Genomic DNA, 22,330 nt, shown 5'->3' on the forward strand with positions numbered 1-22,330 from the left:
CTTTGCAACTGGCGCAGCTCAGAGACCGCTTGCAATGGCCTATGCCGGCCGCGCCGTAGCGCGGCTGTCGTTACCCATTGGAGAATGTGCTGGCCCTGTCCATGGGAATGGCCGGCTTGGTGGCAGTCTCCAAAGCCAGACCCCAAATCCACAAAACCGGCGCAGCCCAAGCCAGGGACACCGTGCAAGGGCCTATGCCGGCCGCGCCGCCCCGCAGCACCGGTGTTGTCCCCCTTGAAGGAATAAGCCGGCCGTGCCCAGCGGACTTCTCGGCGTAGCAAAGACCTGCTGGCGCCCCAGCCGCACAAAACCGGCACAGCCCAAGCCAGGGACATCGAGCAAGGGCCGCCCCGCAGCACCGGTGTCGTCCCCCTGGGGGGAAGGCGCCGCAGGCGACTCAGGGGGGCTTACTTCTCCCCGATCTTGAAGTTGCGAGTCAGCGGTGTATTGCTCTTAGGGCCAAACCAGGTGTCGTAAATCTGGCCGGCACGGCCCTTGGCTTCCAGCTCCTTGAGCGTGGTGTTGACGAAGTCGGTCAGCGCTGTCTCGCCCTTGGGCAGGCCCACGCCGATGTAGTCGCTGGAGATGGTGAAGGCCGGCACCTCCCACTTGGCGCGTTCCTTGGCGTCCTTGATAGTGGCCAGCAGGCCCACCAGCTTGGGGCCGTCTTGCGAGATGGCCTGCACATTGCCGTTGCGTAGCGCGGTGAAGGCAAAGGGTGTGTCGTCATAGGCCACCAAGGTGGCTTGCGGGTAGTTTTGGCGCAGCACGATCTCATTGGTCGTGCCCTTGTCCACGCCAATGCGCAGGCCGCTGAGTTGCTCGGCCGAAGTCAGCTTGCCCTTGGGGGCCAGAAACTGGGTGCCGGAGGCGAAGTAGGGAATGCTGAAGTTCACCTGCTTGCTGCGCTCTTCGGTGATGGTGAAATTGGCCAGCACCAGATCCACCTTGCCGGACAGCAGCAGGGGCACGCGGTTGGCAGGGTTGGTGGGCACCAGTTGCAGCTTCACGCCCAGGCGCTTGGCGAATTCATGGGCATAGTCCACATCCAGGCCCACGATCTGGCGGGTCTTGGGGTCTACAAAGCCGAAAGGCGGGTTGCCATCAAAAGCGGCCACGCGTAGCACGCCGGCTTTCTGGATGTCTTGCAGGCGGTCTGCCCAGACTGAGCCCGAGGCCAGCAGGGCTGCTGCGGTGGTGGTGGCGGTGATCAACTTCTTCAAGGTCATGACACTCTCCCCGAAAGGGAACACAGGTGATGGGGCCAACGCGCCGGTCGCTGCCAAGGTGCAGCGGGAAAATACCGATGGTGTTGGGATGGAAGCTATTTTGGAAATAATTGGTTAGAACTGCAAAGAATATTTATTGAAAAATATATATAGTTTTGTGTATGAGGGATGTGAGAGTGATGGAGCCTGCCTGGATGTTTGAATTTGCCGATGCCGAAGTGGCGGCCTGTCAGCTGCAAGGCAATGTGCTGACCCTGCGCTTTGCCGCCGCGCGCGTGCAGTCGGGCCCGCGCAGCGAAGCGCAATGGATGGCGCTGCAGCTGCTGGCCGGTGGTGTGCAGCAAGCCAGTGCCGGAGGTGCCGCTGCCAGCGTGGGGCGCTTGCATGACGGCCTTCTGCGTTGGGCGGACGACGGCAGCCGCCAGCGCCATCTGCCCCTGCCTTTTCACAGTGAGCGCGCATGCATGCTGGAGCTGGAGTTTGCCCAGGGCGAGCGCTGCCTTTTTTCGGCACAGAGCCTGCAACTGCAAGTGCTGCCAGGGCGCTGCGCCGTGGATGCCTACCAGTGCTGAAGTGAAACAGCTCCTGCGTCGCTGATGTGCCTTCCCCCTCAAGGGGGGATGGCTTTTGCAGGCTGTGTCTGGCACCGTGCATGTCGGCGGCAAGTCCGCGGCATGTGATGCGGGTGGAGCGTCGCGCAATGGTCAGTGGGCATGGCGGCTGAGGGCAGCGGCTGCCGCGATACTCACGCATTGTTTTTTTACCCTCACCACAGGATGCCCCGCATGCACGAGCCCGTTGCTTCACGCCCTTCAATGACTGCCTGGACTTTTGCCGACCAGCTCAGCAGCTACCGTTTTTGGGGGCTGTTGGCTGCCTGGGTGTGCGCTGCCCTGAGCATGCAGCTGCTGCGCAGCAATGCGCTCAAGGACGCCATGGACGTGATGGGCCGGTTCGAGATGGTCCAGGTGATGGGCGTGGTTCCACCCCTGGGCATGCTGCTGGGACTGGTGTTGGGCTTGCTGCTGGTACGCGGGGCCTTGGTGCCTGGGCTGCTCGTCTTGTTGTCGCTCGCCGCCGTGCTGTGGCCGCTGGCTGCAGGCCTGTGGATGGAGCCATCGCTGCTGGCGCTGGGCGTGACGCTGCTGGTCGGCCAGCTGCTGCCATTCACCTTGATGGTGGTGGTGCTGGCTGTGCTGGCCGGCGGGCGTGGTGGCACGCTGGCGTTTGCCAGCGTGCTGGTGGTGGTGCTGGCACTGAAATCCATGTTGGAAATGCTGGCCCCGGGGCTGGGCCTTTATCTCCTGGACGGACGCTGGCCCAACTGGGCAAGCCCTGGCCTGGGGTTGTTGGCTGTGCTGTGTTTGCTGCCCTTGCTGCGGCCTGCAGCCCGGGCCTTGTTCAATGCCGCACCGCCCGTGCGCCATCAAGCGCTCAAGCCATGCCCGCGCAGCCCTTGGGGCATGGCGCTGTGGGTGGGCCTGGTGTGGCTTGCGGTGCTGATGCAATTGCTGCTGCTGTGGCTGGACATGGCCGGGCGCTGGACCTACCTGTCCCAAGCCTGTGCATTGGCCGGCCTGGTGGGGCTGGTGCGCTGGAACTATCGCCTGCATGGTGAAGTGGCGTTTGTGGCGCCATCCCCCGAACTGCTGACGCCGCGCGCAGCCGCCTGGGCCAGCTTGCTGGTGCCGCTGTCGTCGCTGCTGCTGCCGCTGCAACTGGCCGCTGTGCTCAACCAGGCGCAGCGCAGCCGCATCTCCATGGGCTGGCTGTTGTTCTGGTGCCTGTTGCTGCCGCCGGTGGCCCTGGCCTTGGTGCAGCGTGCGCTGAACGAGGCGGCCGCCACGCCGATGCGAACAGAAGGTGAATACTGAGAGAGCGCCAGCACGCTCTCAAAAGGAGTGGTACAGACCGATCTCTTGGCCAGAGAGGTTGGTGCCTGCTGTGACCGAATAGCTCAGAGTGCCTGCCAATTTGCGTGAGGCTTTTTTCTCGTTGCGCATATGTGCAACGGAGCAAAAGATGCGGGTGCGTTTTGACAGCGCGTAGGAGTATCCCAAGGCCAGGCGCTGGCTGTTGGAACTGTCTTGCACCTTGTTCTGGAACCAGGTGTAGCCCATGCGATATTCGCTGCTGCCCTGGTAAAACTTCCAACCCGCGCTATAGAGGTCAATGCGCTTGCTGTTTCCCCGTTCCGTGACGTACAGCAGCGTGGGTTGAAAGCCCCGTACTTTGTAGGAAGCACCCAGCTGGAAGGTTCTGTAGCTCACACCTTCGGCCTCGGTCCCCCCTCGCGCCAGGGCGTAGGCAGTGGCCAGTTGCACCGGGCCGCTGCTATAGCCGGCCCGCACCATGGTGTTGCTGCCCAGCCTGTCGTGGCCTGCCTGCTCGCCAAAGCTGTAGCCGAGTCGGCCAGAAAAGCCGCCCATATTTGGAGACAGGTAGGCGATGCTATTGGGGCTGCTCCATGAACTGGAGCCGTTGATGGAGCCGATGGCGGTTCCACTGATCATGTTGCTGGCGTTGATCCCGATAATGCCGGCGCCCCCCGTAGGGTTGAAGCCGTCGCGCATGTCGCTGAGCATATTGGAGAGCTTGCCGGTCTGAAACTCGCCAAAGCGGCCCTGCAGTTTGATGCGGCCGCCGGGCTTGATCTCATGATCGGCGCCATCTGCCTTGTAGCTGCTTTCTAGCTGAAAGCTCAGCTTGTAGCCGCCGCCCAGATCTTCCACACCGCGCACGCCGATATTGGAGCCGGAGCGTCCCCCGCTGGCCATGCCCGTCACACTGTTTCCGGGCATGGAGATATGGACCACCGAGGTATCCACTTCGCCATAGATGCTGAAGCTGGATTGGGCCGCTGCGCCATCTGCCATGGCAAATACCGCCGTGGCAAGAAGTTGTCTCTTGTTCATGTTTTTTATTCAATTCGATATTCGTGAACGCTTGCGCACCTGAATCGCAGAGCCATTAAATCCAGGCCGAACGAAACATTCTTTGTTTATTGGTATGTAATTAAAAAATTTTGTGCACGCATGTAACTGGTTGGTAGGGCTCTGGCATACCGCTCCATGCGCGCTTGTGCAGCGCTTGAAAAGCCTGGTTTTGAGGTTTGGGAGGATTTAAAACACAGGTGGTTTACCCCGGTGGCGAGCGTTGTGGAGATCGGATAGCGCTAACTTTTATTGGTCATCAAAACCTGTGGTAAATCCCGATTTCGTAACCACTGATACTTTGACCTGCACCTACGGAATGGCTGAGCATCGTTGCCAGCTTGCGTGCAGCATTTTTCTGGTTTTTCAAACGTGCCACGGAGCTGAAAATCTCTGTGCGTTTGGAGAAAATATAGGAGTAACCAAGAACCAGCCGTTGAGAATCGGCCCGGTCTTGTACCTTGTTCATGAACGATGTGTAGACCCCGCGCAGCTCGTGGGTGGCCCATCGGTATTTGATGCCAAGGCTGTAGAGGTCTACGCGCTGGCTGTTGCCGCGCTCCGAGCCAAGCAGCAGCATGGGCATGAAGCCTCTGATCCAATAAGAAACGCCCAGGTTGTAGGTGCGGTAGCTCACGCCCAGGCTGTTGGTTCCGCCACGGGCGAGGTTGTAGCCTAGGGACAGGTGCAGCGGGCCGTTGGAATAGCCCACCCGTGCGGAGATATTGCTGCCCAGGCGGTTGTTGCCAGCCTGTTCGCCAAAACTGTAGCTCGCCCGGGCATATACCTTCCCTAATTTGGGTGAGAGGTAGGTGATGCTGTTGGGGCTTGTCCATGAGCTGGAGCCTGTGATCGAGCCTACGGTGGTCCCACTGAGCTGGTTGTTGCCGTTGAGCCCCATGATCCCCGAGCCCCCGGTGGGGCTGAAGTCATCCCGCAGCTGGCTGAGAATGTTGGCATCCCTGCCCACGCGCAGCTCACCAAAGCCGCCTTGCAGGCCAATGCTGGAGTGACCGCTGAACTCGAAGGCCGAGGTGCTGCTGCCGTCTGATTTGACCCCGCCTTCCAGCCACAAATTCAGCCGGTAGCCATTGCCCAGATCTTCACGGCCACGAATGCCAAGCTTGGAGCCGGAGCGCCCGCAGCAGGCAAGACCCGCCACGCTTTTTCCGGGAATGGAAAGGTGAACCACCGAAGTATCCACAGCGCCGTAGATGGTGAGGTTGGATTGGGCCGCTGCGCCATCTGCCATGGCAACTACCGCCGTGGCAAGAAGTTGTCTCTTATTCATGTTTTTTTATTCAATTCGATGTTCGTGAACGCTTGCAATCGATGGATTGCTTTGTGTGGAACGCTTGTGTACCTGAATCGCAGAGCCATCAAATTCAGGCTGAATGAAACATTTTTTATTGGTATGTAATTAAATTTTCTTGTGTATGCCTGTAACTTTTTTGGAAGGGTTCGGCATACCGTTCCATGCGCGTTTGTGCAGCGCTTGAAAACGCCTGGTTTTGAGGTTTCGGATAACTTAAAACACAGGCGGTTTACCCCAGTGGCGAGCGTTACGGAGATTGGATGGCACTAATTTTTATTGGCCATCAAAACCTGTGGTAAATCCCGATTTCGTAACCACTGATATTTTGGCCAGCATCCATGGAATGGCTGAGCATCGTAGCCAGCCTGCGTGCGGCGTTTTTCTGGTTTGTCAAACGTGCCACAGAGCTGAAAATCTCGGTGCGTTTGGAGAAAATATAGGAGTAACCAAGAACCAGCCGTTGAGAGTCAGACCGCTCTTGTACCTTGTCCATGAACGATGTGTAGACCCCGCGCAGCTCGTGGGTGGCCCATCGGTATTTGATGCCAAGGCTGTAAAAATCTACGCGTTGGCCATTGCCGCGCTCTGAGCCAAGCAGCAGCATGGGCATGAAGCCTGCGATCCAGTAAGAAGCGCCCAGGTTGTAAGTGCGGTAGCTCACACCCAGGCTGTCGGTTCCGCCCCGCGCGAGGTTGTAGCCTAGGGACAGGTGCAGCGGGCCGCTGGAATAGCCCACCCGCGCGGAGATGTTGCTGCCCAGGCGGCTGTTGCCTGCCTGTTCGCCAAAACTGTAGCTTGCCCGACCATACATCCCTCCCAATTGGGGTGAGAGGTAGGTGAGGCTGTTGGGGCTTGTCCATGAGCTGGAGCCCATGAGTGAGCCTATGGCGGCCCAACGGAGCAGGTTGTTGCCGTTGAGCCCCATGATCCCCGAGCCCCCGGTGGGGCTGAAGTCATCCCGCAACTGGCTGATGATGTTGGCATCCCTGCCCACGCGCAGCTCTCCAAAGCCGCCTTGCAGGCCAATGCTGGAGCGACTGCTGAACGCGAAGGCCGAGGTGCTGCTGCCGTCTGCTTGGATTGAGCCTTCCAGCCACAGATTCACTCGATAGCCATTGCCCAGCTCTTCGGAGCCACGGATGCCAAGCGCGGAACCGGAACGCCCGCCGCCGGCCAGACCCGTCACGCTTTTTCCGGGAATGGAAAGGTGAACCACCGAAGTATCCACAGCGCCGTAGATGGTGAGGTTGGATTGGGCCACTGCGCCATCTGCCATGGCGAAGGTCGCCACGGCGAGAAGTTGTCTCTTATTCATGCTTTTATATTTGATTTAATGTTTGCAAGCACTAGCGATCGTGGAATCGCTTGGTGTAGAACACGCGAGCTTCGAAATCGCAATACCATTAAATCCAAGCCGAATGAAACATTCTTTGTTTATTGGTGTGAAATTAAGTTGATTTGTGTTCTCGTGTAACCAGTTGAGGTGGTGCGGGGATGCGTGCTTTCTGGGCGCTAATGCGACTCCCGAATGCGCCTGGTCATAGGGGCCATGGCCGCATCGCATAGACTCGCCGCAATTTCTTTGTCTTCCGGCTCGCCACCGCGGCCTTGAACACCCTGAGGAAGTTCTGCATGACCGTCTCTGCTCCCGCATCCGCCACGCCCTACGGTACCTTGCCGCCGGCGTCCCCCTTGCCCCAGCGCTCTCCGGTCAGCCTGCCGCGCCTGGCGCAGATGCGTGCCGCCGGTGAAAAGATCACCATGCTCACGGCCTATGACGCCACCTTTGCCGCCATGGCCGATGCGGCCGGGGTGGAGTGCATCTTGGTAGGCGATTCGCTGGGCATGGTCTGCCAGGGCCTGCACAGCACCGTGGGGGTCAGCCTGGACGATATGCGCTATCACACGGCCTGCGTGGCACGTGGCCTGCACCGCGCCCAGGCCACGGCCTGGCTGATTGCGGACCTGCCCTATGGCAGCTACCAGGCATCGCGCGAGCAGGCTTTGCACAGCGCCAGCGCACTGATGCAGGCGGGCGCGCACATGGTCAAGCTCGAAGGTGGTGGCTGGACCGCTGCCACGGTGCAGTTTTTGACGGAGCGCGGCATTCCCGTCTGCGCCCATCTGGGCCTTACGCCCCAGACTGTGCATGCCCTGGGCGGCTATCGCGTACAGGGTCGTGACGATGTGGCTGCCACCTTGCTGCGTCGCCAGGCGCATGAGCTGCAGGATGCCGGCGCCACCATGCTGGTGCTGGAGATGGTGCCTGCCAGCCTGGCCGCCGAGTTGACGCAGGCCTTGACGCGCTGCCACACCATTGGCATAGGCGCGGGCAATGGCACGGCGGGCCAGGTACTGGTGTTGCACGACATGCTGGGCGTTAACCTGGGCAAGACACCGAAATTTGTGCGCAACTTCATGCAAGACGCTGGCAGTGTGCAAGGCGCCATGCAGACCTATGTGCGTGCGGTGAAGGATGGCAGCTTTCCCGACAACCAGCTGCACGCCTGGTAAGCCTTTTTCTGAATCAGACCATCCGCTCCATGCACATCGTTCATTCCATTGCCGAGCTGCGCACTGCGCTGGCCCAACGTGGCCGTCCCGCCTTTGTTCCCACCATGGGCAATCTGCACGCCGGTCACCTGTCCCTGGTGCAGCTGGCGCGCCAGCATGGCGACGTGACCGTGGCCAGCATCTTCGTCAACCGCCTGCAATTTTTGCCGCACGAAGATTTTGATAGCTACCCACGCACATGGGGTGCGGACTGCAGCCAGTTACAGGCCGCAGGCTGCGACATTCTTTTTGCCCCGCGCGAAGCCGATCTTTACCCCGAAGCCCAGACCTTCAAGCTGCACCCCGATCCAGCGCTGGCCGACATGCTGGAAGGCCATTTCCGCCCAGGCTTCTTCACCGGCGTTTGCACCGTGGTGCTGAAGCTGTTCTCGGCCGTGTTCGCCACCACAGGCGGTGGCGTGGCCGTGTTCGGCAAAAAGGACTACCAGCAACTGATGGTGATAGAGCGCATGGTGCAGCAGTTTGCCCTGCCCATCACCATCATCGCCGGAGAGACCGCCCGCGTCGCAGGTGGCCTGGCGCTGAGCTCTCGCAATGGCTATCTGAGTGCCATGGAGCTGGAACAGGCCATGGCCTTGTCGCAGGCGCTGCGCCAACTGGCCCATGCCGCACGCAGCGGCAGCATGCCCCTGGCCGACCTGGAAACCCAGGCTTTGGACCAACTGCGCGCATTGGGTTGGGCGCCCGACTACCTCACCGTGCGCCAGCGCTGTGATCTGCAGATTCCCAGTGCAGCAGCCTTGCAACAGGCGCCGCTGGTGGCCCTGGGCGCGGCCAGGCTGGGCAACACCCGGTTGATCGACAACCTGGAGTTTTAGAGCGTGTTCACGATCTCTACGCAGGCGCGTTGGAGCGCAATCGGGAGGAGTTCGAAGCGATGGAGCGCAGCTTGCACCGGGGTGTAAGCAAGCCACAGCGCGAAGAAATCGCCCGATTTCGCTCCAACCCTTCGGGCCAGTGCCTTTGCGGGCGGTCTACTGTGTTGCGAATCCTCGCAATAGCGCGGCTATTGCTGCGGTATCGCGCCTTGCATCCCATCCCGCAAAGACACTGGCGCGCCGCGAGGGGATTGTGAGCACGTTCTAAAGCTGAGTTGCGAGCCCCGTCCATGCAGCGGCGTGATTGCTGCGCTGCTGTGTGGGCCTCTCCTGTCTGCGCCAGCCTCCGGATGGGAGGCTCAGACAGAAAGCTACTTTCGTGTAGCCAGCCAAGACCTCGCCCCGCAATATTTGCGGGGCTTTGTGCGTTTGGAAACCTGCGAACACAGACGCAGGCCATGGCATTTATGCACAATGCATTCCATGCCTGCCTCCTCCGCTTCCACTGCGCTGCAGCCTGTTTCACCGCCTACGCTGGCGCCTTTGCCTGCGTCCTGGCAGGTGTTGCAGCATCTGCCTTTGCTGGCGCATATGGAGGTGCCAAAGCTGCAGGCATTGGCGGGTCAGTTTCAGTGGCGGTTGCTGGAGCCGGGCCAGGCCCTGCCCGATGCCTTGTGCAGCGGTGCTTTGCACCTGTTGGTCACGGGGCGTTTGTGGGTGCGCTACTTCGGCAGCCAGGGGCGTGAGCTGGTGGTGGGCGATCTGCTGCCAGGCCAGTGGTGCGGACTGCATGTCCCAAGCAGCCAGCCCTCCGTGCACCTGGTGGCAGAAGCGGCGGAGTCCAGCCTGATTGCCTCACTGGACGCCGAGGTGGTGCAGGAGCTGGTGGAGCGCGAACCCGCCATGTTGCGCGCCATGCTGGAGGGGGCCAACCGCCTGATCTGGGCCCTGGTCGCCCGTGTGGTGGACATGGGCACGCTCAATGTGCGCGGGCGCTTGCATGCCCGGCTGCTGACCCTGGCCGAGCGCGCGGGCGTGCAGAGCAACCAGGCCTTGCTGCAGCCCGCACCCACCCAGGTCAGCCTGGCGGCACTGCTGGGCAGCAGCCGCGAAGAGGTGGCGCGTGAAATGTCGCGCCTCACCCGTCTTGGCTTGTTGCGTCGCGAAGGGCGTGGACTGTGCCTGACCAATGTGGATGGATTGCGGGTGCTGCTGGAGGACATGAGGTAGTACTCCCTGAGCCGCTTCGCATCTTCCCCTCTCTCGCAAAGCGCTGGACGGCACCGGCGCGGCGGGACGGCCCTTGCGTGGTGTCCTGGGCTGTGGGGCATTCCGGTGCGGGAAGAAAATGCTGCAGTGCGTGAGAAAACGCACAGACGCCATAAGAACTCCGGGAAGACACTGCTTGCCATGGCGTGCAAAGGCACGCTCTGCTGTCAGAAAGGACACTGTGATGCGCAAGCAATGGATGGTCGCCGCCGCGACCGTGATGACCCTGGTGGGCGCTGCCCACGCTGAAATTCAAACCACCCAATTGGTCGACGCCGCCACGCGCCAGCGCGCCGAGGTGCGGGCCGATCTGGAACTGTGGCACCAAGCTGGCATGAGCTTTCTGCCTTCGCCCGCAGCCTATCCCCAAGTGCGGGAGACGGCGCAATACCGCAAATATGAGCAGCTGCGTAATGGTCCTGCCTTCCAGGAGGCAGTAGCCAAATATTTGCCCGCAAGCCATACGCTGGCCCAGCAAGGCGAGATCGCCAAACAGCCGTAAGCGTGTGCTGACGATCTCCTGGGCGGCAGGCCTGCATGGAGATCGACAGAACGTCTTGAGAATCACGAGACACATGCACCGGATGGCCGGGCATGGCGTGCGTCAGGCCAGCCTTTATGGTGTGGCCTGCCGGATGAATAAGGGCTGTGTGCGCTGCTCCTGCATCCGGTTTCTGCACGGTTTGTACGCTGCCTTGGGGCAGCGTTTTTTTTGCCTGTTTTTTACGGGTTTATTTGCCCCCTACCTGTGCATGGCCCTGGCTTCAGCCCAGGCCTATGGCGGAGGGAGCACTTTCAAACCGCTGGGTGTGAAGAGCTGCACCACATTGCGCCCCTGGCGCTTGGCGCGGTAGAGCGCGCGGTCGGCCTGAGCCAGCAGCTCATCCAAGGCGGTGCTGGAGTGGGGGTCTACCGCCAGGCCTATGCTGACGGTGCAGCGCAGCGGGACGGCATGTCCGGGTACGGGAATGTGCAGGGCGGCGAACTGCCCACGCAGGCGCTGCGCGGCGGTCGCGGCCTCTTGCGCACCGGTGTGGGGCAGCAAGATGGCAAATTCCTCACCGCCCATGCGACCCAGCAAATCCTGTTCGCGCAGATGGGCGCGCAGCAATTGGCCAAATTGCGCCAACACCGCATCCCCTGTGGCATGGCCGTAGCCGTCATTGACGGACTTGAAATGGTCAATGTCCATCATCAGCACAGCGCAAGAGGCCTGCTGCTTTCGCAGGCTTGGCATGGTCTGGCGTGCGGCCTCCAGAAATGCGCGGCGATTGGGTAGCTGGGTGAGCGGGTCCTGGTCGGCCAGCAAGCGCAGCCGCTGCGCCAGGGCGCGGTTGGTGACCATGACGCTAGCAACCATGATGGGGGCCAGCATCATCAGCGCCAGGCCCAGGCGCACCGACAGCAGCAGCTCGCGGTCCACCATCTCCGGCGTGCCGGTCTGCAAGGCCATGGCCAGGCCCACCAGCGACCAGACGCTGACGCCAAAGCTCAGCACGGTGGTTGAGAACAGGTTGTAGCTGACGGCACACCACATCAGTGCAGGCACCGGAAACGCAATCGCCCCGGGCCCACCCACTGCGATGCCCAGCCCGACCGACAGCAGCAGCGTGAAGGCAGGCAGCAGCCTGGCGGGACGCAACTGCAGGCATTGTCTGTGTGGCCTGCGCCATTCCGGCAAGGCCAGCAGCATGGGCAGGACGGCAACCCCCGTCGCAAGCTCGGTGCCGCACCACATGGCAAAGCCTCGTAGCGGGCTATCGCCAAGCAGGTCGGGGCCGGCATACATGCCGAACAGGCCCGCAGTGAATGCGGTGCAAAGCAGGGCCAGCAATATATACAACACCGAAGCCGGCGTTTGCAGCCGGTGCATGGAGGGGGTTATCTGGCGAAACACCAGATAACCCACCGCCACAGAAACCAGATTGCCAGCGTTGATCAGCAGACTTTGCTCCAGAGGGCTGCTTGCCATGGCATCGGCCAGGACATAGCCCAGTGCTGCAGCCAACCAACTGCTGCGGTGGGCAAAGTGCGGGTAGCGCACCAGCATGCCCAGCAAGAAGGCATTGGCCGGCCAGAACAAAGCCAGATCGCCCAGGGGTCTGGAATAGATGCCCAGCAGGCACAGCAGCCATACGCCCAGGCCCAGCAGGCAGGCATTGGTGGTAGGGCGGTACAAACCTCGGGGGAGAAATGCAGCGTCCACGGCGCGGCGTGGAGGGGGAGTCATGCGGGAGAGGCAGAGACTGGGGAAGCAAGCCCTCCATGGTAGACGCAGAAGCTGTAATTGCGTCTATTTGTAAATGGGTTTAACTAAATTTGACAAGTTGGTCCTGGGGCGAGTTTTTATCCCCAGAGGCCCAGTGACGGTATTGCTGCTGCAGTGTGGCCATGGCCTGCAGCAAACCGTTCAGCGCAGGCTGGGAGGGCTCCAACTGGTGCAGGGCGGCCCAGCTCGCTTCCAGTGTGGATAGCTGGCCGGGCAGATGGGCCTTGCGTATGGTGTAGCTGCCTTCGGGCAGGTCACGCAGCGGCAGGCGCGGCAGCTGTTGCAGGGCCGGGTTCAGATAAAGCATTTTGCGGCTTTTGCGCCAGGTGCCATCCAGCACCACCAGGCGCAGGGGGCTGCCTTCGGGCAAGCGCGCCAGATCTGCCATCTCCCAGGCCGGTGGTGGTTGCAGCGGCAGGCTGGGGTCGGGCGGTGAAGGAGGGTAGAGCAGCAGCGTCAGCGCCGGGGCTGGCAGGGCAGCGCTCCAGCGACCGTGCAGCAGGGCTTGCAACTCGGCCTCGGGCCAGACCTCGGCCACTTCCATGCGGCTGTGGGGCAGGCACAGATGCAGCAGCCGTGCCGTGCCCTTGGGGTGCATGGCCTCCATAGGATGCTGCAGCAGCAGCACCTGGGTGCGGTGCTCCACCGGCTGCACGCAGTGGCAGATGCAGGCCGTGCTGGGGCGCAGGCATTGCGGGCAATGGGCGCGGCGGCCGGGTATGGGGTTGCGCATGAAAAAGAGCATTCAGCGCAGTCGGTGTCTGCGAAGAATGCTGTTGGGCTTACAGGCGATCTTTGTAGTAGCTGGTCTTGTCCATGTCGGCAATTTCTGCACTCAGTTGCACCATCACGCCAGCGGGGTGGGGCACCTCGGCGCGCAGCACGGCGGCGATGGCGTCGGAGAGTTCTTTCTTGACTTCCGGGGTGCGGCCAGCCAGCAGGCGCAGTTGCACATGGACAAAGCCACGATGTGCCGGCTGGGTGCCGATGCGGAACTGCGACAGTGCGGCAATGCGGGCCTTCACATCGGCTTCATCGGCCACGGTGGGGTGGCCGCAGACCACGGCGTTGAGCTTTTCGAGCAGGGCCTGCTCGTTCAGGCCGACGAGGTTGTTGCTGTATTCCACAAACAAATGGGGCATGGTGGTCTCCTGGGATGGTGGCAATAGGACAAGCTTGCAGCAGGCGGGCTGGCCGCCTGCGCCAGGGTCGATTGTCAGGGCAAGCGTAGCCCCTGCTGGAAAACCGGGCTATGGAGTCGCCAGCTCGGTCAATGCGGCCAGCAGCAGCTCTACATCGTCCTCGGTGTGGGCCGCCGACAGGGCGATGCGCAGCCGCGCCGTGCCCTGGAGCACGGTGGGTGGGCGTATGGCAGGCACCCACAAGCCGCGCTGGCGCAGGCCCTCCATCAAGGCCAGGGCGGCGGCGTTGTCGCCCACCACCAGGGCCTGTATGGCGGTGTCCGAGGGCAGCAGCCGCCAGCCCGTGCGCGCCAGCAACGGAGCCAAGCCCGCGCGCAATTGTTGGATGCGTGCCTGCAGCCGGGCTCGCAGCACGGGCTCGTGCTCCATCAGCCGCAGGCTGGCCTGCAGCGCCCGCGCCAGCAGGGCCGGGGCGGCGGTGGCAAAGGTGTAGCTGCGGGTTTTTTGCAGCAGCCATTCCACCAGTACTTCGCTGCCAGCGACAAAGGCGCCGGATACACCGGCTGCCTTGCTCAGCGTGGCCATGTACAGCACGCGGGGCGATGCCTGCTCGCCGGTCAGGCCGGCTGCGGCCAGGCTGCCACGCCCCTGCGGGCCCAGCACGCCCAGGCCGTGGGCGTCGTCCAGCATCAGCAGCGCGTCATGGCGCTCGCACAAGGCCAGCAGGCCGGGGATGTCGGCCACATTGCCATCCATGCTGAACACGGCGTCGCTGACCACCAGCTTGCGCCGTGCCGGGCTGGCGGTCAGCAGCGTATCCAGCGCGGCCAGATCGCCATGGGGGTAGCGCTGGATGTCGGCGCGGGACAGCCGGCAGCCATCGATGAGGCTGGCGTGGTTCAGGGAATCGGAAAACACCGCGTCGCCCGCAGCCACCAAGGCGGGAATCACGCTGGCATTGGTGGCAAAGCCGGCATAAAAGTACAGGGCGCGTGGCAGTTGTACAAAGCGTGCCAGGTCGGCTTCCAGCGCGGCATTGGCCGTGCTGTGGCCGCTGACCATGGGCGAGCCGCCGGAACCCACGCCAAAGTCTTGGGCTCCGGCGCGGGCCGCGTTCACCAAATCAGGGTGGCTGGCCAGGCCCAGGTAGTCGTTGCTGCAAAACTGCAGCAGCGGCTGACCGTCGACCAGGATATGGGCCCCCTGCAGCGGTGCCACGGAGCGGCGCGTACGGCGCAGCTGCTGGGTGTCCAGCGCGGCCAGTTGTTGGGGCAATTCGGCCAGCCAGGAGCTGTGGGGGAGGGCTTGGTTCATTGCCATTCCTTGGGCAGCTGTACCGTGCAGCGGCGGGCATCGGGCTGGGCCTGGTAGGGCATATCGGCCAGCAGCGGCGCGCCCAGATTGCGCTGCAGCCAGGCGATATTGGCCTCGGGCTCCAGCATGGCCGGGTCGACGCGGCTGACCATCCAGCCCGCCAGCGTCAGCCCCTGTGCCCGTATGGCCATGGCGGTGAGCATGGCGTGGTTCAGACAGCCCAGCTTCAGACCCACCACCAGCACCACCGGCAGTTGCAGGGCCACGGCCAGGTCGGCAATGGACAGTGCGGGTGCCGCTGAAGCTGGCACGGCATCCGGTGGTGCGTCCGACAGCGGCACCAGCCAACCGCCCGCACCTTCCACCACCACGGCATCGGCCAGCGTGGCAAGTTGTTGGTAGGCCGAGACAATGGGTGCCAACGTCACCACGCGGCCGGCGCGCTGGGCCGCGATATGGGGCGATACCGGGTCGGGCAGCAGCACCGGGTTGCTCAGCGCATGGGGCACGATCAGCGTGGAGGCCGCGCGCAGGGCCCGCGTGTCTTCATTGCTCCAGCCGCCCAGCCCATCGGGCTCAGCCCCGGCGGCCACGGCCTTCATGCCCACCACGCGGGGGTGGTGGCGCGCCAGGGCGTGCAGCAGGGCGCAGCTGGCCAGGGTCTTGCCCACGCCAGTGTCGGTTCCGGTGACAAAACAGCCGATCATGCTGATGCCTCCTGCGCAGGCAGCTCTTGTTCCTGTAGCAGGCAGTCTTCCAGCGCGGCCAGCGCGGCGCGGCCCAGGTGGGCCACGGCCTCATCGTCCAGCACATAAGGCGGCATGCAGTACAGCGTGCGGCCTATGGGGCGCAGCAGCAGGCCATGCCGCAGGGCTGCGGTGTGGTAACGCTGGGCAAAGTCGGGCAGGGCGGTGTCCACATCCCAGGCCCAGACCATGCCCAGCTGGCGTGCGTGGCGCAGGCGCGGGTGGGCGTTCAAAGGGGCCAGGGCGGCGCTGATGCGCTGGGCCAGTTGCTGGTTGGCCTGCAAGGTGTCCAGCTGCTCGAACAGCTCCAGCGTGGCCAGGGCGGCGCGGCAGGCCAGGGGGTTGCCGGTGTAGGAGTGGGAGTGCAAAAAAGCGCGCGCCGCATCCGTGCCGTAGAACGCGGCATAGACCGCATCCGTGGTCAGCACGGCCGACAAGGCCATGGTTCCGCCCGTGAGGCCCTTGGAAAGGCAGACAAAGTCCGGTGTGATGCCGGCCTGCTGGTGGGCAAACAAGCTGCCGGTGCGGCCAAAGCCGGTGGCGATTTCGTCCACCACCAGGTGCACCTGGTAGCGATCACACAGCAGCCTGGCCTGGCGCAGATAGGCCGCGTCATACATCACCATGCCGGCGGCGCACTGGATCAGGGGCTCGACGACCAGCGCTGCGGTTTCGGCATGATGCTGCTGCAGCCAGGCCTCCAGGCCCGCAGCGGCGCGCAAGGCCACATCGGCGGCCGTTTCCCCGGGCAGGGCCTGGCGCGCATCCGGGCTGGGCACGGTGGCGGACAACCGCGTCAGCGGCGCATAGGCGTTGCGGAAAATCTCCACATCGGTGACCGACAGCGCGCCCACGGTTTCGCCGTGGTAGCCACCGGCCAGGCCGACAAAGCGGTGCTTGCCCGGCTGACCCCTATTGCGCCAGTAATGGGCGCTCATCTTCAGCGCGATTTCGGTGGCCGATGCGCCGTCGCTGGCATAGCTGGCGTGGCCCAGGCCGGTGAGGGCGGCCAGGCGCTCGGACAGCTCCACCACCGGCGCATGGGTGCAGCCGGCCAGCATGATGTGGTCCAGCCGCTCCAACTGATCGTTCAGCGCCGCGCGGATATGGGGGTGGCCGTGGCCAAACAGATTCACCCACCAGGAGCTGATGCCGTCCAGGTAACGGCGCCCCTCGGTGTCATACAGCCAGGGGCCGCTAGCGCGGTCTATGGCCAGGGGCGGTGTGGCCTCGTGCCGCTTCATGGGCGTGCAAGGGTGCCAGACGGCCGCCGTGCTGCGGGCGGCCAGGGAAGAGGTGGTCATGCAAAACTCCCCGGGCCTGCAGCGCAGGCGCTGTCGGCCCCTAGGGTTGGGAACGGCGCTGCGGCGTGCAGCTATCAAAAGCAAAGCGCTGTCTGCGCTATGGCAAAGGCTTGGAGCCGGTTTTGGCTTGAATCAGGCTGCGGCCTGGGTTTGCAGTCCGCGCAGGCCCAGCTTGCGCAGCAGCTGGGTGTCGGCCTCCACATCGGGGTTGCCGGTGACCAGCAGCTTGTTGCCGTAGAAGATGGAGTTGGCGCCGGCCAGAAAGCACAGGGTCTGCACGGCCTCGCCCAGCTGCTGGCGGCCGGCGGACAGGCGCACGCGGGCCTTGGGCATGGTGATGCGGGCCACGGCAATCACGCGTACAAAGTCCAGCGGGTCCACGGGCTCGCTGTCGGCCAGCGGGGTGCCGGGCACGGGCACCAGGCTGTTGATGGGCACGGACTCGGGGTAGGGCTCCATATTCGCCAGCTGGGCCATCAGGCCGGCGCGGTGTACCACCTCCTCCCCCATGCCGATGATGCCGCCGCAGCACACGCTGATGCCGGCGCCGCGCACGGCGGCCAGGGTGTCCAGCCGGTCCTGGTACTGGCGGGTGCTGACCACATCCTGGTAGTACTCGGGGGCGGTGTCCAGATTGTGGTTGTAGTAGTCCAGACCAGCCTCGCGCAGCGATTGCGCCTGGTGGGGCTGCAGCATGCCCAGCGTGGCGCAGGTCTGCAGGCCCAGGCCTTTGACCGCGCCAATCAGTTCATTCATCTTCTCGATGTCACGGTCCTTGGGGGCACGCCAGGCCGCACCCATGCAAAAACGGGTGGCGCCTGCGTCTTGCGCGGCCTTGGCGGCGCGGGTGACTTCCTCCACGCTCATCAGTTTTTCGGCCTTGACGCCGGTGTCGAACTCGGCGGATTGCGGGCAGTAACCACAGTTCTCCGGACAGCCTCCGGTCTTGACCGACAGCAGCGTGGCCAGCTCGATCTCGTCAGCTGGCCAATGCTGGCGGTGCACGCTCTGGGCCTGGAAGAGGAGGTCCATCAAGGGCAGGTCCAGCAAGGCCTGTATGGCCTCCACCGACCAGCGCTGCGATGGCGTTGAGGCTGGCGCCGGAGCGGGGTGCCAATGCACGGTCTGCGTGGCAGTGGAGGTAGTGGCTTGCGACATGGCGATGGCTCCTGAATCAAGGGGGAATGCCAGGCATTGTGGGCAGGCCAAAGAGGGGATAAATCACGCCAAAACCGCCATGTGAACGCTCGCGCTGCAGGCAAGGGTTTTGGTGTGTTTTTATGGATAGATGCGGGCTGTTGGGTGTGGGTTGTCCGTAACTTTGGATAAATTGGCGTTAAGTTGCGGATATTTTGTGCTGATCTGCCTGGTTTTATCGGCTCAAACCCACAGGGTTTGCCGCTGTTTGCGGTCTTTCGGGGTGTGGATGCGCTCCCCGAGCAGGTGGTTGCAAAACATGCCAGCTGCAGGGCCGTGTTTGCTACCGACTCTGGCTGTTTTGGGGAAGAAAAAAGCGCCGGTAATTCCGAGCGCTTTGAGGGGGGATGTGATGTGGGGCGGTACTTGCTCTGGGGGCTGCCCCTCACCCCCCACCCTCTCCCCACAGGGGCGAGGGAGCAAGACTAGGTGCGCAGCGCACGGAACTAGCGCAGCGCTGGTGCAGCCCCACGCCAGGGCTCCGCGCAAGGGCCGCCCCGCCGCGCTGGAGCCGTCCCCCTCCCTCGCGTAGCGAGAGAGAGGGGGAAGACGCGAAGCGGCTCAGGGGGTGAGGTCCAATACACACCCATCCCCAATCCCCTCGCGCCACACGCGCACGCGGCTGGGGGCGGGTTGCAGGTCGGCCAGGGCGGTGGCGATGAACAGGCTGAGGTTTTCCAGCGTGGGCTTGCCCAGGCCTTCCACCTCGTCCAGAAAACGGTGGTCCAGCTGCTCACGCAGCTGATCGAGCCGCTGGCGCAGATAACCCAGGTCGCTCACCATGCCGCTGCCTTCATGGCGGGGGCCGGTGATGCTGACTTCGGCGTGGTAGGTGTGGCCGTGGATGCGGCGGCTGCTCTCGGTTTCGATAGCGCGGTCCAGCGTGTGGGCCGCATCGAAGAAAAAGCGTTGGTGGATGGTGAATTGCATAAAAAATCCGAAGAGGTCGAGGGCGCAGCATTAGAGCCGCTCACACGAGCCAGCAAATCGAAGATTTGCGTTTGAGACGAGGCGCGAAGCCGCAGGCAGTACAGGAGTACGACAAGGCTTCGCTACGACGTATCAAGGCTTGTGTGAGCGGGTCTCAACGTATGCCGGTGAGCTTGTGGGTCTGCAGGCTCAAGCGCCAGGCCGGGCGCTGCATGCACTGGGCAATGCAGGCCTCGGTGTTGGCTGCCTGCCGGGCGTTGTCCATGGGCTGCAGAAAGTAGTTTCCAAAGTGGGTGCTGGCTTCAATTTCGGATAAATCAAAGCCGGGTTGGGGCCACACCAGCTTCAGTTCCTGGCCGCTGCGTTGCACCCAGTCGGCGCCGGCCTTGGGGCTGATGCACAGCCAGTCAATGCCCGCGGGCGCGGCCAGCGTGCCATTGCTTTCCACGGCAATGCGAAAGCCGCGTGCATGCAAGGCATCAATCAGCGCGCTGTCCACCTGCAGCAGGGGCTCGCCGCCGGTGAGCACCACCATGCGGTGGCTGCTGTCGGTGGCCGGCCATTGGCCAAGAATGCGCTCGGCCAGGGCATCGGCCGTGCTGAACTTGCCGCCCTGCGTGCCATCGGTGCCGACGAAATCGGTATCGCAGAACTGGCAAACAGCGTTGGGGCGGTCCTGCTCGCGGCCGGTCCAGAGATTGCAGCCGGCAAAGCGGCAGAAAACTGCGGGCGTGCCAGCCTGGCCACCCTCGCCTTGCAGGGTGTAGAAAATTTCTTTGACGGTGTAAGTCATAAAAGTGGGTGCTGGAACAGCAAGGGGCTGCGCGCTGCGCAGCGAAACACAAAAAAGAGGGCCTGGGGCGCGGCCTACAGGAGCGCGCTTTTAGTCGGCCGAGAAAACGCCTTCGCCCGGGTCGGGGTCGATCTCGGCTTCGGCGATGGCCAGCACGGACTCAATGGGACGATAGGCCAGGCGCACATAAATCGGCGCATAGGCCTCGGCCTGGGTGATCTCGATCAGGGTTTCCTTGCCCAGCTCCAGCAGGGCAATAAAGGTCACCACCATCACGGTGCGGCCCTTGCTGGGATCGAAGATCTGCTCGAACTCCACAAAGCGCCGGCCTTGGAGCTGCTTGAGGATCTGGCTCATGTACTCGCGCACCGAAAGCTCTTCGCGCGTGATGCGGTGGGCCTGGACAAGCTTGGTGCGCTTCAGGATATCGCGCCACGCGGCCTGCAGCTCGGAAATCTCCACATCCGGAAAGCGCGGCTGCAGGCTTTGCTCGATATAGACCTGGGCCTTCAGAAAGTCGCGCCCGTATTGCGGCAACTGGCCCAACTGGCCGGCGGCCAGCTTGATCTGCTCGTACTCCAGCAGGCGGCGCACCAGCTCGGCGCGCGGGTCTTCAGCCTCTTCCTCGCCCTCTTTTTGTTTGGGCGGCAGCAGCATGCGCGATTTGATCTCGATGAGCATGGCTGCCATCAAGAGGTACTCGGCCGCCAGCTCCAGATTGCGTGTGCGGATCTCGTCCACATAGCGCAGGTACTGGGCGGTGACATCCACCATGGGGATGTCCAGGATGTTGAAGTTCTGCTTGCGGATCAGATACAGCAACAAGTCCAGCGGGCCTTCAAAGGCCTCGAGGAAGACCTCCAGCGCATCCGGCGGGATGTAGAGGTCATTGGGCAGATTGAACAGCGGCTCCCCGTACAGGCGCGCCAAAGCCACCTGGTCCACCACATCGGGCAGGCCGTCGGCGGACAGGGGCGTGGACGAGGCGCTCAGCGCATCGTCGGCACGGGCATCGGAGGCGCGCTGCATCATGGACTGCTTTGGAATCAGGAGCTATCGGTGCAGATGTGGTCTGCTTTAGCGCCCGAAAAGGCTTGCAAAACTGCAAGCCAGGCCATCAGCTGTTGGTCTGGTAGACGTAGGGCTTTTGCGCCACGGCAGCCTGGGCCGAATCGGCCGCCACTTCGTGGTTCACATTCTTGTCCCACAGCAGGGCGCGACCGGCCAGCTGCTGGGCTTCTAGCGCAGGGTTTTGCTGCTTGAGGCCGTTGATGAACTGGGTGGTGTCGGACTGGTAGTCGGGGCGGCGGAAAAGATACATGTAGTTAAACCTCGGTGAAGCCAATGATTTTAGCGGGTCAGGGACGGATTGCCTTGCGAGCGTCTTCCAGACAGACTGCTGCAAACTCCTTGCATTCCTCAGAGGCCTGGGGATGGTGTGCCAACTGCTCCAGCACGGCGGCGTATTCCGCTGGGCGCACGGGGTTGGGGCCTCCGGGCAAATCCATGCCTTCGGCACGTACGCAGCGGTCCAGCCAGCCCATGACCTGCACGCTGGGCTGGCGCTGCAGCGAGGCCAGCAGCGCCGGTGTGTAGGCAGCCATGGGATGCTCCTCAATCAGGCTGCCGAAAGGGCCGGGACCGCCATAGTCCAGCGTGGGATAGGTCTCGATCAGCTGCAGGATATGGGGCAGCAGCTGTTCCAGAGGCTGGGCCGCCAGCAGCTCCATGTGTTCATACACCGGATCGATGATCAGCCATTTGTCGTCCTGCTGCAGGGCTTGCGCGGCGCAGCCATGGAAGGTGGAAAACAGAGCGGGCAGGGGAGAGGAAGTCGTGTCAGGCACAGTATCTGGCGAGAAGGAAAAAGAGCGTCATCATGCCTTGAGGAATCCCAATCGCAGCGTATCTTGCGCTTCTGCGGCGATAGACTGGCTTTTTGCAATCACTGGGATATGCCCATGAAATTTTTCTCTCGTCTTGGCGGCATGCTGACGGCGGCAGCGCTGGGCGCCTTGAGCCTGCTGGGTTGCGACCAGCAAAAAATAGACAAGCTGGAGGAGGGGCTGTCCACCGAGGCCGATGTGCGCGCCCAGTTTGGCGAGCCGGCCTTTGTGTGGAAAGAGGCGGATGGCGGCCGCACCTTTGAATACAACCGCCAGCCCATGGGCCACCAGAACTACATGATCACCATCGGCGCTGACGGAAAAATGAGCGCGCTGCGCCAGGTGGTGGCGCCCCATGTGTTTGCACAAATCCAGCCGGGCATGAGCGACGATCAGGTGCGCCGCATGCTGGGCATGCCGGCCAAGCGCATGCGCTTTGCGCTCAAGCAAGAAACCGACTGGGACTGGAACTGGATCGATCCGCCCAACCGCGACATGATCTTCACCGTGACCTTTGGTGATGATGGCAAGGTGTTGCGCAGCGCATCCATGCAAAAGCCCCCGCAAGGCAACCACTGAACTTGCGGCAAGCAATGCAGGTTTGCGGGTCT

Annotated in this window: 23 protein-coding genes; 7 read left to right on the forward strand and 16 right to left on the reverse strand. The window is 62.9% G+C overall.

Annotated features, from left to right (window positions below):
• Positions 1-407 precede the first annotated feature (407 nt).
• Positions 408-1,229: an ABC transporter substrate-binding protein gene (locus tag ACA027_RS05850; RefSeq protein WP_370681466.1), complete on the reverse strand. Its 822-nt coding sequence runs from the start codon at positions 1,227-1,229 to the stop codon at positions 408-410.
• 194 nt (positions 1,230-1,423) lie between these two features.
• Here ACA027_RS05850 and ACA027_RS05855 point away from each other — a divergent pair, with 194 nt between their 5' ends.
• Positions 1,424-1,801 carry a hypothetical protein gene (locus tag ACA027_RS05855; RefSeq protein ID WP_370681467.1) on the forward strand — a complete coding sequence of 126 codons (378 nt, stop codon included), beginning with the start codon at positions 1,424-1,426 and terminating at the stop codon, positions 1,799-1,801.
• A gap of 243 nt (positions 1,802-2,044) precedes the next feature.
• Positions 2,045-3,103 carry a hypothetical protein gene (locus ACA027_RS05860; protein ID WP_370681468.1) on the forward strand — a complete coding sequence of 353 codons (1,059 nt, stop codon included), beginning with the start codon at positions 2,045-2,047 and terminating at the stop codon, positions 3,101-3,103.
• An 18-nt stretch (positions 3,104-3,121) separates the two neighbouring features.
• Here ACA027_RS05860 and ACA027_RS05865 read toward each other — a convergent pair whose 3' ends face one another.
• The 3 genes from ACA027_RS05865 to ACA027_RS05875 all read right to left on the reverse strand — a co-directional run bounded on the left by ACA027_RS05865 (position 3,122) and on the right by ACA027_RS05875 (position 6,792).
• Positions 3,122-4,144 carry a porin gene (locus tag ACA027_RS05865; protein WP_370681469.1) on the reverse strand — a complete coding sequence of 341 codons (1,023 nt, stop codon included), beginning with the start codon at positions 4,142-4,144 and terminating at the stop codon, positions 3,122-3,124.
• Positions 4,145-4,421: 277 nt separating this feature from the next.
• Positions 4,422-5,453, reverse strand: a complete 1,032-nt coding sequence (locus ACA027_RS05870; protein ID WP_370681470.1) for a porin — start codon at positions 5,451-5,453, stop codon at positions 4,422-4,424.
• 307 nt (positions 5,454-5,760) lie between these two features.
• Complete coding sequence (locus ACA027_RS05875) at positions 5,761-6,792, reverse strand: porin (protein WP_370681471.1); 1,032 nt, start codon at positions 6,790-6,792, stop codon at positions 5,761-5,763.
• A gap of 317 nt (positions 6,793-7,109) precedes the next feature.
• Between ACA027_RS05875 and panB the strand changes: the two genes are divergently transcribed.
• The 4 genes from panB (at position 7,110) to ACA027_RS05895 (ending at position 10,640) form a co-directional block, all read left to right on the forward strand.
• Positions 7,110-7,991, forward strand: coding sequence for a 3-methyl-2-oxobutanoate hydroxymethyltransferase (panB, locus tag ACA027_RS05880; RefSeq protein WP_370681472.1), 882 nt, complete (start codon positions 7,110-7,112; stop codon positions 7,989-7,991).
• 29 nt (positions 7,992-8,020) lie between these two features.
• Positions 8,021-8,869: a pantoate--beta-alanine ligase gene (panC, locus tag ACA027_RS05885; RefSeq protein WP_370681473.1), complete on the forward strand. Its 849-nt coding sequence runs from the start codon at positions 8,021-8,023 to the stop codon at positions 8,867-8,869.
• 483 nt (positions 8,870-9,352) lie between these two features.
• Positions 9,353-10,099, forward strand: coding sequence for a Crp/Fnr family transcriptional regulator (locus ACA027_RS05890; protein ID WP_370681474.1), 747 nt, complete (start codon positions 9,353-9,355; stop codon positions 10,097-10,099).
• Positions 10,100-10,322: 223 nt separating this feature from the next.
• A complete protein-coding gene (locus ACA027_RS05895) occupies positions 10,323-10,640 on the forward strand; it encodes a hypothetical protein (RefSeq protein ID WP_370681475.1) in 318 nt (105 codons plus the stop codon).
• A 273-nt stretch (positions 10,641-10,913) separates the two neighbouring features.
• Here ACA027_RS05895 and ACA027_RS05900 read toward each other — a convergent pair whose 3' ends face one another.
• The 12 genes from ACA027_RS05900 to ACA027_RS05955 form a co-directional block, all read right to left on the reverse strand.
• A complete protein-coding gene (locus ACA027_RS05900) occupies positions 10,914-12,368 on the reverse strand; it encodes a diguanylate cyclase domain-containing protein (RefSeq protein ID WP_370681476.1) in 1,455 nt (484 codons plus the stop codon).
• Between the two features lie 79 nt (positions 12,369-12,447).
• Positions 12,448-13,140, reverse strand: a complete 693-nt coding sequence (locus ACA027_RS05905; protein ID WP_370681477.1) for a tRNA-uridine aminocarboxypropyltransferase — start codon at positions 13,138-13,140, stop codon at positions 12,448-12,450.
• 49 nt (positions 13,141-13,189) lie between these two features.
• Complete coding sequence (locus ACA027_RS05910) at positions 13,190-13,549, reverse strand: 5-carboxymethyl-2-hydroxymuconate Delta-isomerase (RefSeq protein ID WP_370681478.1); 360 nt, start codon at positions 13,547-13,549, stop codon at positions 13,190-13,192.
• Positions 13,550-13,657: 108 nt separating this feature from the next.
• Positions 13,658-14,869: an 8-amino-7-oxononanoate synthase gene (bioF, locus tag ACA027_RS05915; protein ID WP_370681479.1), complete on the reverse strand. Its 1,212-nt coding sequence runs from the start codon at positions 14,867-14,869 to the stop codon at positions 13,658-13,660.
• Positions 14,860-15,570, reverse strand: a complete 711-nt coding sequence (gene bioD, locus ACA027_RS05920; RefSeq protein ID WP_370681480.1) for a dethiobiotin synthase — start codon at positions 15,568-15,570, stop codon at positions 14,860-14,862. Before bioD ends, bioF begins: the two co-directional genes overlap by 10 nt.
• A complete protein-coding gene (bioA, locus tag ACA027_RS05925) occupies positions 15,567-16,913 on the reverse strand; it encodes an adenosylmethionine--8-amino-7-oxononanoate transaminase (protein WP_370681481.1) in 1,347 nt (448 codons plus the stop codon). Before bioA ends, bioD begins: the two co-directional genes overlap by 4 nt.
• A gap of 132 nt (positions 16,914-17,045) precedes the next feature.
• Positions 17,046-18,071, reverse strand: a complete 1,026-nt coding sequence (gene bioB, locus ACA027_RS05930) for a biotin synthase BioB (RefSeq protein WP_370681482.1) — start codon at positions 18,069-18,071, stop codon at positions 17,046-17,048.
• A 600-nt stretch (positions 18,072-18,671) separates the two neighbouring features.
• Positions 18,672-19,040 (reverse strand): 6-pyruvoyl tetrahydropterin synthase family protein, encoded by a 369-nt coding sequence (locus ACA027_RS05935; RefSeq protein ID WP_370681483.1) that lies wholly within the window; start codon positions 19,038-19,040, stop codon positions 18,672-18,674.
• Between the two features lie 154 nt (positions 19,041-19,194).
• Positions 19,195-19,833, reverse strand: a complete 639-nt coding sequence (gene queE / locus ACA027_RS05940) for a 7-carboxy-7-deazaguanine synthase (protein WP_370681484.1) — start codon at positions 19,831-19,833, stop codon at positions 19,195-19,197.
• A gap of 90 nt (positions 19,834-19,923) precedes the next feature.
• A complete protein-coding gene (locus ACA027_RS05945) occupies positions 19,924-20,862 on the reverse strand; it encodes a ScpA family protein (RefSeq protein WP_370682520.1) in 939 nt (312 codons plus the stop codon).
• 88 nt (positions 20,863-20,950) lie between these two features.
• Positions 20,951-21,154, reverse strand: a complete 204-nt coding sequence (locus tag ACA027_RS05950) for a DUF3460 family protein (protein WP_370681485.1) — start codon at positions 21,152-21,154, stop codon at positions 20,951-20,953.
• A gap of 37 nt (positions 21,155-21,191) precedes the next feature.
• Entirely contained in the window at positions 21,192-21,680 is a 489-nt protein-coding gene (locus ACA027_RS05955) for a hypothetical protein (protein WP_370681486.1), read from the reverse strand.
• A 114-nt stretch (positions 21,681-21,794) separates the two neighbouring features.
• Between ACA027_RS05955 and ACA027_RS05960 the strand changes: the two genes are divergently transcribed.
• Complete coding sequence (locus ACA027_RS05960; protein ID WP_370681487.1) at positions 21,795-22,298, forward strand: outer membrane protein assembly factor BamE; 504 nt, start codon at positions 21,795-21,797, stop codon at positions 22,296-22,298.
• The last annotated feature ends 32 nt before the right edge of the window (positions 22,299-22,330 follow it).

The sequence above is a fragment of the Comamonas sp. GB3 AK4-5 genome, assembly GCF_041320665.1.
Taxonomy (GTDB): Bacteria; Pseudomonadota; Gammaproteobacteria; order Burkholderiales; family Burkholderiaceae_C; genus Comamonas.

What these genes read in the sequence shown, in the direction of transcription:
- ACA027_RS05850 (WP_370681466.1), bottom strand. Translation starts at nt 1,229, where the DNA reads ATGACCTTGAAGAAGTTGATCACCGCCACCACCACCGCAGCAGCCCTG.
- ACA027_RS05855 (WP_370681467.1), top strand. Translation starts at nt 1,424, where the DNA reads ATGTTTGAATTTGCCGATGCCGAAGTGGCGGCCTGTCAGCTGCAAGGC.
- ACA027_RS05860 (WP_370681468.1), top strand. Translation starts at nt 2,045, where the DNA reads ATGACTGCCTGGACTTTTGCCGACCAGCTCAGCAGCTACCGTTTTTGG.
- ACA027_RS05865 (WP_370681469.1), bottom strand. Translation starts at nt 4,144, where the DNA reads ATGAACAAGAGACAACTTCTTGCCACGGCGGTATTTGCCATGGCAGAT.
- ACA027_RS05870 (WP_370681470.1), bottom strand. Translation starts at nt 5,453, where the DNA reads ATGAATAAGAGACAACTTCTTGCCACGGCGGTAGTTGCCATGGCAGAT.
- ACA027_RS05875 (WP_370681471.1), bottom strand. Translation starts at nt 6,792, where the DNA reads ATGAATAAGAGACAACTTCTCGCCGTGGCGACCTTCGCCATGGCAGAT.
- panB (WP_370681472.1), top strand. Translation starts at nt 7,110, where the DNA reads ATGACCGTCTCTGCTCCCGCATCCGCCACGCCCTACGGTACCTTGCCG.
- panC (WP_370681473.1), top strand. Translation starts at nt 8,021, where the DNA reads ATGCACATCGTTCATTCCATTGCCGAGCTGCGCACTGCGCTGGCCCAA.
- ACA027_RS05890 (WP_370681474.1), top strand. Translation starts at nt 9,353, where the DNA reads ATGCCTGCCTCCTCCGCTTCCACTGCGCTGCAGCCTGTTTCACCGCCT.
- ACA027_RS05895 (WP_370681475.1), top strand. Translation starts at nt 10,323, where the DNA reads ATGCGCAAGCAATGGATGGTCGCCGCCGCGACCGTGATGACCCTGGTG.
- ACA027_RS05900 (WP_370681476.1), bottom strand. Translation starts at nt 12,368, where the DNA reads ATGACTCCCCCTCCACGCCGCGCCGTGGACGCTGCATTTCTCCCCCGA.
- ACA027_RS05905 (WP_370681477.1), bottom strand. Translation starts at nt 13,140, where the DNA reads ATGCGCAACCCCATACCCGGCCGCCGCGCCCATTGCCCGCAATGCCTG.
- ACA027_RS05910 (WP_370681478.1), bottom strand. Translation starts at nt 13,549, where the DNA reads ATGCCCCATTTGTTTGTGGAATACAGCAACAACCTCGTCGGCCTGAAC.
- bioF (WP_370681479.1), bottom strand. Translation starts at nt 14,869, where the DNA reads ATGGCAATGAACCAAGCCCTCCCCCACAGCTCCTGGCTGGCCGAATTG.
- bioD (WP_370681480.1), bottom strand. Translation starts at nt 15,570, where the DNA reads ATGATCGGCTGTTTTGTCACCGGAACCGACACTGGCGTGGGCAAGACC.
- bioA (WP_370681481.1), bottom strand. Translation starts at nt 16,913, where the DNA reads ATGACCACCTCTTCCCTGGCCGCCCGCAGCACGGCGGCCGTCTGGCAC.
- bioB (WP_370681482.1), bottom strand. Translation starts at nt 18,071, where the DNA reads ATGTCGCAAGCCACTACCTCCACTGCCACGCAGACCGTGCATTGGCAC.
- ACA027_RS05935 (WP_370681483.1), bottom strand. Translation starts at nt 19,040, where the DNA reads ATGCAATTCACCATCCACCAACGCTTTTTCTTCGATGCGGCCCACACG.
- queE (WP_370681484.1), bottom strand. Translation starts at nt 19,833, where the DNA reads ATGACTTACACCGTCAAAGAAATTTTCTACACCCTGCAAGGCGAGGGT.
- ACA027_RS05945 (WP_370682520.1), bottom strand. Translation starts at nt 20,862, where the DNA reads ATGCAGCGCGCCTCCGATGCCCGTGCCGACGATGCGCTGAGCGCCTCG.
- ACA027_RS05950 (WP_370681485.1), bottom strand. Translation starts at nt 21,154, where the DNA reads ATGTATCTTTTCCGCCGCCCCGACTACCAGTCCGACACCACCCAGTTC.
- ACA027_RS05960 (WP_370681487.1), top strand. Translation starts at nt 21,795, where the DNA reads ATGAAATTTTTCTCTCGTCTTGGCGGCATGCTGACGGCGGCAGCGCTG.